Here is a 14,509-nt window from a genome sequence, read left to right as displayed (position 1 = left end):
TTTACCGATTATCCGGGCCTGCACTCCCCCCCCTGCGCCGCTATGTGTACCAAACAAACCAAACAATTTGCCCCCGCCCCCCCCCGCTGTTGCCCCCCCCCATCCCCCCCGCCCCGCGCCCGCGGCGGGGGCCCGTTCGTGTTAGCGCTGTTGAATCAGGCGGCTTGGAGCTCACGCACCTGCTGCAGCCAGCCGTCGAACAGCGTGTCGTCGAAGTCTTCAACGCTGCGCAGCTTGAACTCGCTCATCTCGGCCGACCCGCTCGCATTGAGCTTGCCTGAATCATCGGTGATGGCCTGGCCGCGCCAGAACAACACGGTGACAAAGGTCGGGTACGCCTTGAATCCGGCTACCGGCAGCTCGTCGTCGAGCCAGACCGGATGCCCGTGCCACAGTTCCGTCGACGTCTCCGGCAGGCCCAGGTCGAACTTGTCGCGAAGCAGGCCGACGACGCTCGCGAGGGGCTCGGCTGGAGCAGCGACGTATTCGTCAATGTTCGCCGGCTTCACGGTCGTCGAGACAACGGCAGCAGTCGGAGCGGCAACGTGGAATGCGGTCGGGGTAGACGTGGGGGCGAGTGTGGATGTCAGGTGAATAGCCTCTTTCAAGTAGAACGTTCATGCCCGACGCGGTGCCGGGCAGATTGTGCCTGACATCTACACTCTCACGGTATTTTCATTCGCGGCTGGGCACACACTCAGAAACCGCGTATCGCGGCCGCACATGAACCAGGCACAAAAAGGCGCCGTCCGTCGGCCCGAGGGTCGACGAACGGCGCCCGCAGTGAGTGGGTCAGGCGGCGGGTGTCGCTGCCGTGCCCACAATGTCGACGACGAACACGAGAGTGTCCGTGCCTTTGATGCCTGCGGAGTCATTGCCAGCTTCGCCGTAACCTTCGGCCGGCGGCAGAACAGCAAGCACCTGGGATCCGACGGTTTGACCAACGAGCGCCGCGCCGAAGCCGGGAACAACCTGGCTGGTGACGAAGGTGACCGGTCCTACGGTTTTCCACGACGAGTCAAACGTTTTGCCGCTACCCCAGATGACCCCGGTGTACTCGACCGATACCGTGTCGCCGTCGGCGACAACGGCACCATCACCCAGCTTCAGGGGGGCTATTTTCAGTTCAGTTGGTGCCGCGGCGTCGGGGACGGTGATGGTCGGGGCGCCGTTGTCCGCGAGTTTAACGGTTGGGAGGCCGTCGACAGGGGGCTGATCCACGCCGTTGGCGCGGTCGGCGAGGTTGGTGACAGAGATGACGTCGATGACAAACACCACCGAGTCACCCGCCGCGATGCCGATCTTGGATGCGCCCTTCGTACCGAAGGCATCCTCCGTTGTGCTGACGGCGACGATGCGATCGCCTTCAACGGAGCAATTAGCTGCGCGCACCAGTCCCGGCAGGAACGTTTCGCCGACGGTGATGGTCTGGCTCGACCCATCGGTCGGGTATTTCGTTTCCTGCACGACAGCTCCGGTGGTCCCGTTGTACACCGACAACGAGGCGGCAACCAGCGATCCGCCGCTCGCTTTGGTCGTGCCGGAACCCTTGATGGCCACTGTGCGCTGGGTGGCCGTTGGCTTCAGCGGCTTGGCAAAGTCGACGGTCGGCACGCCGCCGAAGTCGCCGGTCACACCGACGGAATCCGACACTTTTCCCGGTGAGGTGCATTTGGCATAGGCAGTATCGGCAGCGGGAGCGGCATCCGTTGCGGTTGGCGTGCCGCTGCCGCCGCAGGCCGTGAGTGCGAGCGTCAAGCCCACAATGGTCAGGAACGCGGGAATTTTCGACACGGAGCCTCTTTCGAGAATGTACCTGGGGTGCAGACGATGATCTGGGGATGTCTGCTGGCGCGAACGGCCAAGTGCCTACTCTGCCACGCATCGCCTATGAACCGGCTGAATGAGCGGATGGCGCGGGGCGAGTCGCCGCTCCGTTTCAGTCGTCGAGCCCGCGCGCGATCAGGGCCTCGCCCAGGGCATCTGCTGCGTAGAGTGATCGCACCACGACCGGAACGGCGATCGATACGAGGGAGCCCTGCGTGCCACGCGCTGTGCGGGCCTCGAGCACCTCGCGCACGATGTCGGCGACGAGCGGTATGCACCGGATGGTGAGGGCGACGAGCAGCCCCACCCGGTCGGCGTCGATGAATCTGCGGAACGGGCGCAGCAGGGTCTGGAACGCTTCGAGCACTGCGGTGACCGTGGTCGTCATCGTGAACAGGGCGGCGAGGGCCACCGCCACGAGTAGGCGGCCCGCCATCAGGGCGGCTACCGTCCAGCCGGAGAGCAACCCCTGAATGGGCACGGCGACCAGCAGAATCAGCAAGATGGGTGCGATCTGGGCTGCGGCCGCCCGCACCGGAACCCGCGCGATGAGAAACAACAGCACGACGCCGGATGCGGCAGCGCCGACGATGCGCAGGTCGGGCGAGGTGCCAATCATGACGACGCAGAGCGAGAGCAGGAATAACTTGAGCAGCGTGGGGGCGCGGTGAATGAACGAGGTGCCGGGGCTGTAGAGGCCGATCATGCGACGCTGCTCACTGCAGCAGAGCGCGGTAGGTCGCCAGAGACTGCGCGGGCGCGCCGTCGGCGACGACCTCGCCCTCTTCGATCACGATTACCCGGTCGAATTCTTCAACCAGGTGCAGGTGGTGGGTGACAACAATGACCTGCTGGGGGAGCGTCTGCAGCAGTTCACCAATACGGCGGGCATTGCGGGCGTCGAGCAGGGTGGTCGGTTCATCGGCGACGATCGTGGCCGGCTGCGCCACGAGCACGGCGGCGAGCGCGAGCAACTGTTTCTGCCCGCCGGAGAGGCGGTGCGCCGGATGCTCAGCGTGCCCGCTCAGCCCGAACTGTTCGAGAGCGGCCGCGGTGCGCGTGGAGATTTCGGCAGGGGAGAGGCCGCGACGGCGCAGAGTGAACGCCACGTCTTCCTGCACGGTGGGCATCACGATCTGGTTGTCGGGATTGGTGAAAATGAAACCCACCTTGCGGCGCACGTCACGGGCATGGCGGGCCACGTTGAGTGCATCCACCGTCACGGTGCCGCTGGTCGGCGTGACGAGACCATTGATCATGCGCACGAGGGTGGACTTGCCCGATCCGTTCGCGCCGACGATGCCGATGCGGTGCTCGGTGAGGCTGAGGTTCACCTCGCGCAGCACCGTACGGTCACCGAAAGAATGCCCGACCTCCTCGAAGCGGATGATGCTCACGCGGCGTGATCTCGCGCAGCCAGATTTCGCGCAGCCAGATTTCGCGCAGCCAGTTTTCGCACCGCTAGTTGTCGATCGCGCGGCGCTTGGGCAGCTTGATCAGGCCGGGGTAGGCCTTGTGCACCTGGCGAGCAACGAGCACGGTCACGATGACCTTGATCAGGTCTCCGGGTAGGAACGCGACGTTGAGGCCGATCGCGGTCCAGAGTGGTAGGCCGAGGTTGAGGGCCATGACCGGGATGCCGATCAGGTAGACCGCACCAATGCCGCCGAGAATCGTGGCACCGAGAGCCGGCCAGAACGGGTATTTCGGCAGCAGGCGGGCCGCGAGGTACCCGGTGACGAAGGCGCCGAGCAGCCAGCCGTAGAGGTATCCGGCAGCCGGGCTGACGGTGAACACACCAATGCCGCCGCGCGCTCCGGCGAGCAGGGGCAGACCCACCGCCGTCAGAACGAGAAACAACAGCACGGCGAGGGTTCCTTTGCGCGGGCCGAGAATGGCTCCGGCGAACATGACGCCGAGGCTTTGCAGCGTGATGGGCACCGGCCCGATGTTGAGCGGTCCGGGCAGGCCGAGTGCCGCGATGAGGGCGGCGAAAATGGCGATCTGGGCAAGATCGCGGGCGGGCAGAATACGCCGCGTCGGGGCGCTGGCACGAACGGTGTCGGTCATGATTCCAAATCTAGAATTCGAGACTCACCCGCCGCTGAAGAATACCTACAACGAATCGGGGTGAATTGTAGAGGATCGCGTTTTTTGGTTGGCGGTGGTCTCGACGGGCTCGACGAACGGTGCGGTGGTCTCGACGGGTTCGACCTACGTTTTTTCATTGGTCGAGCTTGTTGAGACCATGTGCGTCACGATGGCATCCGCTGCTCGCACCAGCGCCAGGTGCGAGAGCGCCTGGGGAAAGTTGCCCGCCTGATGCCCGTTGGCCACGTCGTACTCCTCCGAGAGCAGCCCGACATCGTTCACGAAACCGACCAGACGATTCATGAGCGCATCGGCGTCGCGCGTGCGACCCGAGGCCGCGTACTGCTCGACCAGCCAGAAAGAACAGGCTAGAAACGGATGCTCACCCGGCGGCAGTCCGTCCACCGCGCTGATCGTGCGGTAACGCAGCAACAGCCCATTCCGCATGAGATCGGACTCGATCGCGGCCACGGTGCCGAGCATGCGTGGATCGGTGGGCGCGCAGAAGCCGACCTGCGGGAGTACGAGGAGGGAGGCATCCACTTCGGTGCTGCCGTAATACTGCACGTAGCTGTTTCGCTCCGCGTCGAACCCGCGAGTCTCGATGTCGGAGCGCACCTCGTCGCGCAGGGTCTTCCAGCGCTTGAGCGGACCGTCGAGCCCGCACTCCTCGATGCCGCGCACGGCGCGGTCGAAGGCCGCCCAAACCATCACGCGCGAGTGGGTGAATTCGCGGGCCTGCCCGCGAACCTCCCAGATGCCCCGGTCTTGCCGGCGCCAATTCTTTTCGAGAAAGCTCATGAGGGCACGCTGCAGCGGCCAGGAGAACTCGTTCTCCTGCACGCCGGCGGTGCGGGCGGCGTGCAGGGCCACCATGACCTCACCGATGACGTCGGACTGAAACTGGTCAACAGCGCCGTTGCCCACACGCACCGGTGAGGCGCCGTTGTAGCCGGGCAAGCTGGTGAGCTCGCGTTCGGGCAGGTAGCGTTCGCCGGAGAGTCCGTACATGATTTGCACGTCGTTGGGGTCGCCGGCAATCGCGCGCAGCAGCCAGGCGCGCCAATCGTCGGCCTCCAGCTCGTAGCCGTGGCTGAGCAGCACCTCGAGGGTGAGCGAAGCGTCGCGCAGCCAGACGTAGCGGTAGTCCCAATTGCGGGATCCGCCGAACTGCTCGGGCAGTGAGGTTGTCGCCGCGGCCACGATGCCGCCGGTGCGCTCATGGGTCAGCGCTCGCAGCACGAGCAGGGAACGCACAACCTCGGCGCGCAGGGCTCCTTCATGGCTGCAACTCGACGCCCAATTCTGCCACCAGGTGCAGGTCGTGGCATACGCGGCATCAATGTCGACGGCTGGCGGAATTGCGCGGTGCGAGGGGTACCACGTCATCTGCGCATCGACCGCGTCGCCGGCTGCCACATCGAAGTGCGACACGTGGCGGTGGTCGGCGGCGCGCAGCGCCGGGCCGCGCACCACTATGGCGTCGGGACCGGCGATCGCAACGAGGCCGCGAACGGGCTCGCCCGTCAGCTGGCGCACCCACGGCATTGTCGTGGCATAACCGAAGCGAAAGCGCAGGTCCTGGATCATATGCACGGTGCCGCTGATGCCGCGCACGCGCCGCATCAGGTCGGCTCTGCCGTCGCCGTGCGGCATGAAGTCGAGAACCTCAACCTGACCGGTGGGCGTTGACCAGATGGTCGACAGCACAAAGGTGTCGCCCCGATAACTGCGGGTGGCGGTGGCTGAAGCATCCGCCGGGGCGAGCAGCCAACGGCCGTGGTTTTCATCGCCGAGCAGGGCGCCGAACATCGAGGCGGAGTCGTATCGCGGCAGGCACAGCCAGTCAATGCTGCCGTTTCGCCCCACGAGCGCAGCCGAGTGGCAGTCGCTGATCAGTGCGTAGTCCTCGATAGGGAGTGCCATCCGGCCATCCTGTCAGCAGCAGGGTGAGAATTTGCTCTCTATCGGCGGCAGCCGACTCAGCGAATGCGATCAGGCGACGAGACGAGCAGATGCGAGCGTCGCCGACGCTTTCTCGATCCAGGCAGCGGATGCCGCGGCCAGATCGTCATCGCTCGTGTCCGCAGTCTCGACCCGCGTGGTCTCCAGTAGCGTGGCGTCAGCAAATGGGGCCTCGGTCGCGGCCGGTTCGTTCCAGGTCGTGATCGGCGCGGGCGTCCAGGACAGTGCGGTGGGCTCACCGCTGGTCTCGCCGCGCAGGGCGGCTTGCTCGGTCGTGAGCGCCGAGGTCAGTTCGGTCGCGATCTCGCGCGCCTTCAACCCGTGAAAGATGACCTCGGTGTCGTGCGTGCTGCGGGCCACCAGAGTCCAGGCGCCGTGCTCGCCGACCAGAGCTCTGAGCTTGTCGTGCAGAAGCTCAAAAATCTGCTCGTCGCTCAGCACCGGAGCTGGGGCGACGGTCAACGCCGCACTCGCGGCCAAACGTCGACGTCGACGACCAAACATGACTAGCCCCTTTTCAGATGCGAAGCGGACGACCACAATCGGCCGCCCTGTTCAGTCTCGGTGATAAGTCGCCGAGTCGCCGGGGGACACGCCGCCGGACACACCGATTGGGAGCCGAATTCAGCTCTCGACTTGACGTTTATTGGCGTCTTCAATGACCGTGCCGATGGCGACGGCGGCGCTCAGCGCCCAGCCGAGCCACAGCATCACGAGGCGCCAGTCGCGCGGACCGTGCCGCGTGGCCTGCACGGTGTTCCATCCTCCGGCGATAACGCCGATCATTGCACTGCTGAACACGAACTTTCGCATGTGAACCTCCGGCATCAGGTTACCCGGCACAGGCGCGAGCACGGCGATGCTCTCAACCGGCATTTGCTGGGAGAAACCCGTGAACGAACACGTGCGCCAGTGGGGCGCGAAACGGACCCCGAACGGGTGTGGGCCCGACTGGTACCCTAAGAGGGCAACGCAGGTGTGCACCTCGGGTGTGCCCGGAACGGATGATCCATTACCTCTTTAGCCGAATCCACACGGTCCAAGACGGCCCCCGTCGTGCCCGCCGATGCCCCGGCCGGCACGTTTACGCTGGTGGTCGTCTCGAACCGACTGCCGGTCGACTATGAAGAAGCCGAAGACGGTACCGCCGCCTGGCGCACCTCGCCCGGCGGGCTGGTCACCGCGCTGGAACCCCTGATGCGTTCTTCGCACGGTGCCTGGGTCGGCTGGCCGGGTGTCGCCGATCGTGATTTCGAGCCCTTTGAGAATGACGGGATCTCGCTCGTTCCGGTACGGCTGAATGAAGCCGACATCGAGGACTACTACGAGGGCTTCTCCAACGACACACTGTGGCCGCTCTACCACGACGTTATTGCGCCGCCGAGCTTTCATCGCGAGACCTGGGACGCCTACGTCGCCGTCAACCGTCGATTCGCGGCGGCCGCCGCCGCGGTCGCTGCCCCGGGTGCCACGGTCTGGGTGCACGATTACCAGCTGCAGCTGGTTCCGCGCATGCTGCGCGGGGCCCGCCCCGACCTCGTCATCGGCTTCTTCAATCACATTCCATTTCCGCCCTATGGAATCTTCGCGCAGTTGCCCTGGCGCAAACAGATTCTGCACGGGCTGCTCGGTGCCGACGTCATCGGCTTTCAACGGCTGGCGGATGCCGGCAACTTCTCCCAGGCGGTGCGTCGTCTCTGCGGCTACACGACCCGCGGCGTCGTCATCGACGTGCCGACCGGCGAGAACGCCGACACGCGTCGCGTCATCGCCAAACATTTTCCCATCTCGATCGACGCCGCCGCCTTCGAAGGACTCGCCCGGCGTCCCGACATTCAGGCCCGCGCACGCCAGATTCGCGAAGACCTCGGCAGCCCCAAAACCCTCATGCTCGGCGTCGACCGGCTTGATTACACCAAGGGCATCGGCCATCGCATCAAGGCCTTCGGCGAACTGCTCGCCGAAGGTCGCCTGAGCATCGAAGACGTCACCCTGGTGCAGGTTGCCAGCCCGTCCCGCGAACGCGTGGGTACCTATATGGCCCTGCGCGACGAGATCGAACTCGCTGTCGGCCGGCTCAACGGCGACTTCTCCACGATCAGTCACACCGCCATCAGCTATCACCACCACAGTTATCCGCGCGAAGAAATGGTCGCGATGTATCTCGCCGCCGACGTCATGCTGGTCACGGCCCTGCGCGACGGCATGAACCTCGTTGCCAAGGAATACGTGGCCGTGCGCTTCGACGTCGACGGTGTGCTGGTGTTGAGCGAGTTCGCCGGCGCCGCCGACGAACTCAAGCAGGCGATTCTGATCAACCCGCACGACATCGACGGCACCAAGGACGCCATCGTGCGTGCGGTGGAGATGCCCAAGCGGGAGCGCACCCGGCGTATGCGGTCCTTGCGCCGCAAGGTGGCCGAAAACGATGTCGCCGCCTGGTCGGCCTCGTTTTTGCGCGCCCTCACCGGCGGCGCCGCCGTGCCCGCCGGAATCCCCGACGACCTCGACCTGGCCCTGCAGAGCATTGCCGGCGCCGAGAACCTGCTCATCGCCCTCGACTTCGACGGCACCCTGGCCCCGCACGTCGACCATCCAGAAGATGCCCGTGCCATCGCCGGCACCCGGGAAGCCGTGCAGGTCCTGCTCGACCTGCCGGGCGTGCGCGTCGCCTTCGTCTCCGGCCGCGCCCTGGTGAGCCTGCAACACGTCGCGCAGCCGCAGAGTTCGGTGCTGCTCACCGGCTCGCACGGCATCGAGGTGCAGCTGGACACCCCCGAGATTGAGCTGAACCTGCTCTCCACCGAGCTCGAGCAACTCGATACCCTCGCCCGCGTGCTCGAGAGCATCTCCGGAACGATTGCCGGCGCCACGATTGAGCGCAAGCCCGCCGGTCTGGCCCTGCACACTCGCCTCGCGACCGAGAAAGACGGCCAGACCGCACGACGCCAGGCGCGCGAGCAACTCGATGATCAGCTGCCCGGGCTGACCGTTCGAGAAGGCAAGAACGTGCTCGAGTTCTCGGTGCGCTCGAGCACCAAGGGCGACGCCCTCGCCACGCTGCGCGATTACACCGGCGCCGATCGCGTGTTCTACGCCGGCGACGACGTGACCGACGAGGATGCCTTCGCGGCCTTGCGTGACGACGACGTCGGACTCAAAATCGGCCAGGGCGCCACCCTCGCCGGTTACCGGGTGCGCAGCCCGCACGAGGTCACCCAGGTCCTGGTGCGCATTGCCGCACTGCGAGCGGGCCAGTCGCTCTGATCCTGGAGCTGAGTTGCCCGCCGAGGTTCTAGACTAAAGGGCATGTCTGAGATCGATGTGAAACCCCGTAGCCGCGATGTCACCGATGGGATCGAAGCCACCACATCTCGTGGAATGCTCCGTGCCGTTGGGATGGGCGACGCCGACTGGGACAAGCCCCAGATCGGAATTGCGAGCTCGTGGAACGAGATCACACCGTGCAACCTGTCGCTCGACCGCCTGGCCCAGGCAGCCAAAGAGGGCGTGCATTCCGGCGGTGGATACCCGCTGCAGTTCGGCACTATCTCCGTTTCTGACGGCATCTCGATGGGCCATGAAGGCATGCATTTTTCGCTCGTCTCCCGTGAGGTCATCGCCGACTCGGTCGAGGTCGTCATGCAGGCCGAGCGCCTCGACGGCTCGGTGTTGCTGGCCGGCTGTGACAAGTCGCTGCCCGGCATGCTCATGGCCGCTGCCCGCCTCGACCTCGCGAGCGTGTTCTTGTACGCCGGATCAATCGCGCCGGGCTGGGTCAAGCTCAGTGACGGCACCGAAAAAGACATCACCATCATCGACTCCTTTGAAGCCGTCGGCGCTGTGAAGGCCGGCCGCATGAGTGCGGCGGATGCCAAGCGCATCGAGTGCGCGTTCGCTCCGGGTGAGGGTGCCTGCGGTGGCATGTACACCGCGAACACCATGGCGAGCGTCGCGGAAGCCCTGGGAATGAGCCTGCCCGGTTCGGCGAGCCCGGCATCCGCTGACCGTCGCCGCGACTATTTCGCACACCGCTCCGGTGAAGCCGTCGTCAACATGCTGCGGCTCGGCATTACCGCCCGCGACATTCTCACCCGCAAGGCGTTCGAGAACGCCATCGCCGTGGCCATGGCCTTCGGCGGTTCGACCAACGTCGTGCTGCACCTGCTCGCCATCGCGAGTGAGGCAGAGGTCGAGCTCACCCTCGACGATTTCAACCGCATCGGCGACAAGGTTCCGCACATCGGCGACCTCAAGCCCTTCGGCAAGTACGTCATGAACGACGTCGACCGCCAGGGTGGAGTGCCCGTCGTCATGCGCGCGCTGCTCGCGGCCGGCCTGATCCACGGCGACGTGCTCACCGTGACCGGCAAGACCCTCGCCGAGAACCTGGCCGAAATCGATCCGCCTGCCCCCGACGGTGAAGTACTGCGCACCCTCGACAACCCCATTCACACGAGCGGTGGTATCACCATTCTCAAGGGCACGTTTGCCCCCGAGGGCGCCGTGGTGAAGACCGCCGGATTCGACGCCGCCGTGTTCGAAGGACCGGCCCGAGTGTTCGAACGGGAACGCGCCGCGATGGACGCGCTCACCGAGGGTAAAATCTACAAGGGTGATGTGGTCATCATCCGCTATGAAGGCCCCAAGGGTGGGCCGGGCATGCGCGAGATGCTCTCCATCACGGCCGCCATCAAGGGCGCAGGCCTCGGCTCCGATGTACTACTGTTAACGGATGGTCGATTCTCAGGCGGCACAACCGGACTGTGTATCGGCCATATAGCACCCGAAGCGGTGGACGCAGGTCCAATCGCCTTCGTGCGCGATGGGGATCTGATACGGGTCGATATCGCAGCTCGCTCGCTTGACCTACTGGTCGCACCAGCAGAGCTGGCCGCTCGCCGAGATGGCTGGGCGCCTCTTCCCCCGCGCTATACCCGTGGCGTACTCGCAAAGTACGCCAAGCTCGTGCATTCCGCCGCTGAAGGCGCGATCACCGGCTAGCCCGTGTGCCCGGTGGGCACACGGTTAGATGTCGAAACGACCGATTTCGAAGTAGGGATTCAACGACAATGACCACGGAAACCACTCCCGTGCCCTCCGCTCCCGCGTCTGCGGAACCGGAGATGCTCACCGGCTCCGGTGCGATCATTCGCACCCTGGAGCTGCTCGGCGTCACCGACGTCTTCGGCATCCCCGGCGGCGCCGTTATTCCGCTCTACGACGAGCTCATGACGCAAACCAAAATTCGCCACATTCTGGTTCGCCATGAACAGGGTGCCGGCCACGCGGCCGAGGGGTACGCCTCTGCCACCGGTCGCGTCGGCGTCGCCATCGCTACCAGCGGCCCGGGCGCGACGAACCTCGTCACCGCCATAGCGGATGCCTACATGGACTCGGTTCCGCTGCTCGCGATCACCGGCCAGGTGTTCTCGACCTCGATGGGAACAGACGCCTTCCAGGAAGCCGACATCATCGGCATCACCATGCCGATCACCAAACATTCCTTCCTCGCCCGCCGCGCAGAAGAAATTCCGGCGGCGATCGCCTCGGCCTATCACATCGCCTCCACCGGCCGACCCGGCCCGGTGCTCGTCGACATCACCAAGGATGCGCAGCAGAACCTGGCGCCGTTCATCTGGCCGCCCAAGCTCGACCTGCCCGGCTACCGGCCGATCGTCAAGGCCCACGGCAAGCAGGTGCAGGCGGCAGCCCAGCTGCTACTGGCCGCGAAGAAGCCCGTGCTCTATGTCGGTGGTGGCGTCATCCGCGCCCACGCCGCGGCCGAGCTTCTCGTGCTCGCCGAGGCGACCGGCGCACCGGTCGTGACCACCCTCATGGCCCGCGGCGCTTTTCCCGACTCGCACCCGCAGCACCTCGGCATGCCGGGCATGCACGGCACAGTTTCGGCCGTGCTGTCTCTGCAAGAGAGCGACCTCATCATTTCGTTCGGAGCGCGCTTCGACGACCGGGTGACTGGAAAGATCAGCGAGTTCGCACCCAACGCGAAGATCGTGCACGTTGACGTCGACCCGGCGGAGATCTCCAAGATCCGCTTTGCCGATGTACCCATCGTCGGTGATGCCAAGGATGTCATTGCCGACCTGACCCTGGCCTGGGTAGATGCCGCCCAGGGCGCCGCGCCCGACACCGCTGAGTGGTGGACCTACCTGCACGGCCTGAAGGAGGAGTTTCCACTCGGCTTCACCGAGCCCACCGACGGACTGCTGGCCCCGCAATACGTGATCCAGCGCATCGGCGAACTCACCGGACCCGAGGCGGTCTACGCGGCCGGTGTCGGCCAGCACCAGATGTGGGCGGCGCAGTACATCAAGTACGAACGCCCCAACTCCTGGCTCAACTCCGGCGGCGCCGGCACCATGGGCTACTCCATCCCCGCCGCGATGGGCGCCAAGGTCGCCGAGCCCGACCGGGTGGTCTGGTCGATCGACGGAGACGGCTGCTTCCAGATGACGAACCAGGAACTCGCCACCTGCACGATCAACCAGATTCCGATCAAGGTGGCCATCATCAACAACTCGTCGCTCGGCATGGTGCGCCAGTGGCAGTCGCTGTTCTACGACGGACGTCATTCCTTCACCGACCTGAACACCGGTCATGGCACCGCCATGGTGCCCGACTTCGTGAAGATGGCGGATGCCTATGGCGCGCTCGGAATTCGGGTCACCAGCAAGGACCAGGTTGATGACGCCATCAAACTGGCCCTCGCCACCAACGACCGCCCGGTTGTCATCGACTTCATCGTGAGCCCCGGCGCCATGGTCTGGCCGATGGTTCCGCAGGGCGTCAGCAACAGCTTCGTCCAGTACGCCAAGGACCACGCGCCGACCTGGGGAGAAGAGTAACCGTGACGAGCCACGTCCTGAGTTTGCTCGTCGAGGACAAGTCCGGCCTGCTCACGCGCGTCGCCGGCTTGTTCGCGCGCCGAGGTTTCAATATTGAAAGCCTCGCCGTGGGCCACAGTGAGATTCCCGGCCTGTCCCGCATCACGATCCTCGTCGACGTCGAGGACGTGCCGCTCGAACAGGTGACCAAACAGCTCAACAAGCTGATCAACGTCATCAAGATCGTCGAGCTCGACGTCGCCCAGTCGGTGCAGCGCGAACACCTGCTGATCAAGGTCAAGGTTGACAACACGACCCGCTCACAGGTGCTCGAAGCGGTCAACCTGTTCCGTGCTCGCGTCGTCGACGTGGCCACGGATGCGGTCGTCATCGAGGTAACCGGTGACAGCGGCAAGACCCAGGCGCTGCTGCGCGTGCTCGAACCGTTCGGCATTCGCGAGCTCGCCCAGTCGGGTCTGCTCGCCATCGGCCGGGGGTCGAAGTCGATTACCGAGCGCGTCTTCAAAAACTAACCAATGGTCTCGACACGCTCGACCACCGTGCCAGTGGTCTCGATACGCTCGACCACCGTGCACTCTCGCGACCACCACCCCAAATCGTTGGTCGAGCCTGTCGAGACCACGTCAATAAAACAACAACAAGGAGCACATCACAGTGTCTGAGATTTTCTACGACAAAGACGCCGACCTGTCGATCATTCAGGGCAAGAAGGTGGCCGTCATCGGCTACGGCTCGCAGGGTCACGCCCACGCGCAGAACCTACGCGACTCCGGCGTGGAGGTCAAGATCGGCCTGAAGGACGGCTCCACGAGCAAGGCCAAGGCTGAAGAAGCCGGCTTCACCGTATTGACCACAGCGGATGCCGCGGCCTGGGCCGACGTCATCGTCATCCTCGCGCCCGACCAGGTGCAGCGTCACCTGTACAAGGACGACGTGCTTCCGAACCTTGCTGCCGGCAAGGCTCTCGTCTTCGGTCACGGATTCAACATCCGTTTCGGTTACATTACCGCTCCGGACGGCGTCGACGTCGTCATGGTCGCCCCCAAGGGACCGGGCCACACCGTGCGCCGCGAATTCGAAGCCGGTCGCGGCGTTCCCGTGATCGTCGCCGTGGAGAAGGACGCGTCGGGCAACGCCTGGCCGCTCACCCTCAGCTACGCCAAGGCAATCGGTGGCCTGCGTGCCGCCGGCATCAAGACCACCTTCACCGAAGAGACCGAGACCGACCTGTTCGGTGAGCAGGCCGTTCTCTGTGGTGGCACGTCGCAGCTGATTCAGTACGGTTTCGAGGTTCTCACCGAGGCGGGCTACCAGCCGCAGGTTGCGTACTTCGAGGTGCTGCACGAGCTCAAGCTCATCGTCGACCTCATGTGGGAGGGTGGCATCGCAAAGCAGCGCTGGAGCGTCTCTGACACCGCCGAGTACGGCGACTACGTCTCCGGCCCGCGGGTCATCGACCCGAGTGTCAAGGAGAACATGAAGGCCGTTCTCGCTGACATTCAGAGTGGCGCTTTCGCTGCGCGTTTCATCGCTGACCAGGACAACGGCGGCGTGGAGTTTCTTGCCCTGCGCAAGAAGGGCGAGGAGCACCCGATCGAGGCCACCGGCCAGAGCCTGCGCAAGCTCTTCGCGTGGAACGCGTCAAACGACGACGACTACACCGACGGCTCGGTCTCGCGCTAACCGACGCCTCTGGCAGTCATACCGAGCGTGTCCGCAACAGGGTCAGCCGTTCTCGGCCGGCCCTGTTGTTGCGTCTG

13 protein-coding genes are annotated in these 14,509 nt (G+C 65.0%); 5 read left to right on the top strand and 8 right to left on the bottom strand.

Going from position 1 to position 14,509, the window contains the following annotated elements:
• Positions 1-155: 155 nt before the first annotated feature.
• The 8 genes from LH475_RS02465 to LH475_RS02430 form a co-directional block, all read right to left on the bottom strand.
• Positions 156-608 (bottom strand): DUF1801 domain-containing protein, encoded by a 453-nt coding sequence (locus LH475_RS02465; protein ID WP_196842528.1) that lies wholly within the window; start codon positions 606-608, stop codon positions 156-158.
• Between the two features lie 184 nt (positions 609-792).
• Positions 793-1,794, bottom strand: a complete 1,002-nt coding sequence (locus tag LH475_RS02460; RefSeq protein WP_297412782.1) for an FKBP-type peptidyl-prolyl cis-trans isomerase — start codon at positions 1,792-1,794, stop codon at positions 793-795.
• Between the two features lie 145 nt (positions 1,795-1,939).
• Positions 1,940-2,533 (bottom strand): energy-coupling factor transporter transmembrane protein EcfT, encoded by a 594-nt coding sequence (locus LH475_RS02455; protein ID WP_196842529.1) that lies wholly within the window; start codon positions 2,531-2,533, stop codon positions 1,940-1,942.
• 10 nt (positions 2,534-2,543) lie between these two features.
• Positions 2,544-3,224 (bottom strand): ABC transporter ATP-binding protein, encoded by a 681-nt coding sequence (locus tag LH475_RS02450; RefSeq protein WP_297412781.1) that lies wholly within the window; start codon positions 3,222-3,224, stop codon positions 2,544-2,546.
• Between the two features lie 64 nt (positions 3,225-3,288).
• Positions 3,289-3,897, bottom strand: a complete 609-nt coding sequence (locus LH475_RS02445; RefSeq protein WP_297412780.1) for a biotin transporter BioY — start codon at positions 3,895-3,897, stop codon at positions 3,289-3,291.
• A gap of 144 nt (positions 3,898-4,041) precedes the next feature.
• Positions 4,042-5,844, bottom strand: a complete 1,803-nt coding sequence (locus LH475_RS02440) for a glycoside hydrolase family 15 protein (RefSeq protein ID WP_297412779.1) — start codon at positions 5,842-5,844, stop codon at positions 4,042-4,044.
• Positions 5,845-5,913: 69 nt separating this feature from the next.
• On the bottom strand, positions 5,914-6,387 hold the full coding sequence (locus LH475_RS02435) for a hypothetical protein (RefSeq protein ID WP_196842531.1): 474 nt from the start codon (positions 6,385-6,387) through the stop codon (positions 5,914-5,916).
• A 120-nt stretch (positions 6,388-6,507) separates the two neighbouring features.
• Positions 6,508-6,696, bottom strand: coding sequence for a hypothetical protein (locus LH475_RS02430; protein ID WP_196842532.1), 189 nt, complete (start codon positions 6,694-6,696; stop codon positions 6,508-6,510).
• 243 nt (positions 6,697-6,939) lie between these two features.
• Here LH475_RS02430 and LH475_RS02425 point away from each other — a divergent pair, with 243 nt between their 5' ends.
• The 5 genes from LH475_RS02425 to ilvC all read left to right on the top strand — a co-directional run bounded on the left by LH475_RS02425 (position 6,940) and on the right by ilvC (position 14,432).
• The gene (locus LH475_RS02425; RefSeq protein WP_297412778.1) at positions 6,940-9,150 is read left to right on the top strand and encodes a bifunctional alpha,alpha-trehalose-phosphate synthase (UDP-forming)/trehalose-phosphatase; all 2,211 of its coding nucleotides are present in this window, start codon (positions 6,940-6,942) and stop codon (positions 9,148-9,150) included.
• A 42-nt stretch (positions 9,151-9,192) separates the two neighbouring features.
• Positions 9,193-10,887, top strand: a complete 1,695-nt coding sequence (gene ilvD, locus LH475_RS02420; RefSeq protein ID WP_297412777.1) for a dihydroxy-acid dehydratase — start codon at positions 9,193-9,195, stop codon at positions 10,885-10,887.
• A gap of 68 nt (positions 10,888-10,955) precedes the next feature.
• Positions 10,956-12,749 carry an acetolactate synthase large subunit gene (locus tag LH475_RS02415; RefSeq protein ID WP_196842534.1) on the top strand — a complete coding sequence of 598 codons (1,794 nt, stop codon included), beginning with the start codon at positions 10,956-10,958 and terminating at the stop codon, positions 12,747-12,749.
• Positions 12,750-12,751: 2 nt separating this feature from the next.
• Positions 12,752-13,261 (top strand): acetolactate synthase small subunit, encoded by a 510-nt coding sequence (gene ilvN / locus LH475_RS02410; protein ID WP_196842535.1) that lies wholly within the window; start codon positions 12,752-12,754, stop codon positions 13,259-13,261.
• Positions 13,262-13,403: 142 nt separating this feature from the next.
• Entirely contained in the window at positions 13,404-14,432 is a 1,029-nt protein-coding gene (gene ilvC, locus LH475_RS02405; protein ID WP_196842536.1) for a ketol-acid reductoisomerase, read from the top strand.
• Positions 14,433-14,509 lie beyond the last annotated feature (77 nt).

Source organism: Cryobacterium sp., assembly GCF_026786305.1.
In the GTDB taxonomy this organism is placed as follows: Bacteria; Actinomycetota; Actinomycetes; order Actinomycetales; family Microbacteriaceae; genus Cryobacterium.
The sequence above is the reverse complement of the archived record's forward strand: the minus strand, read 5'-3'. Positions and strand labels throughout refer to the sequence as shown.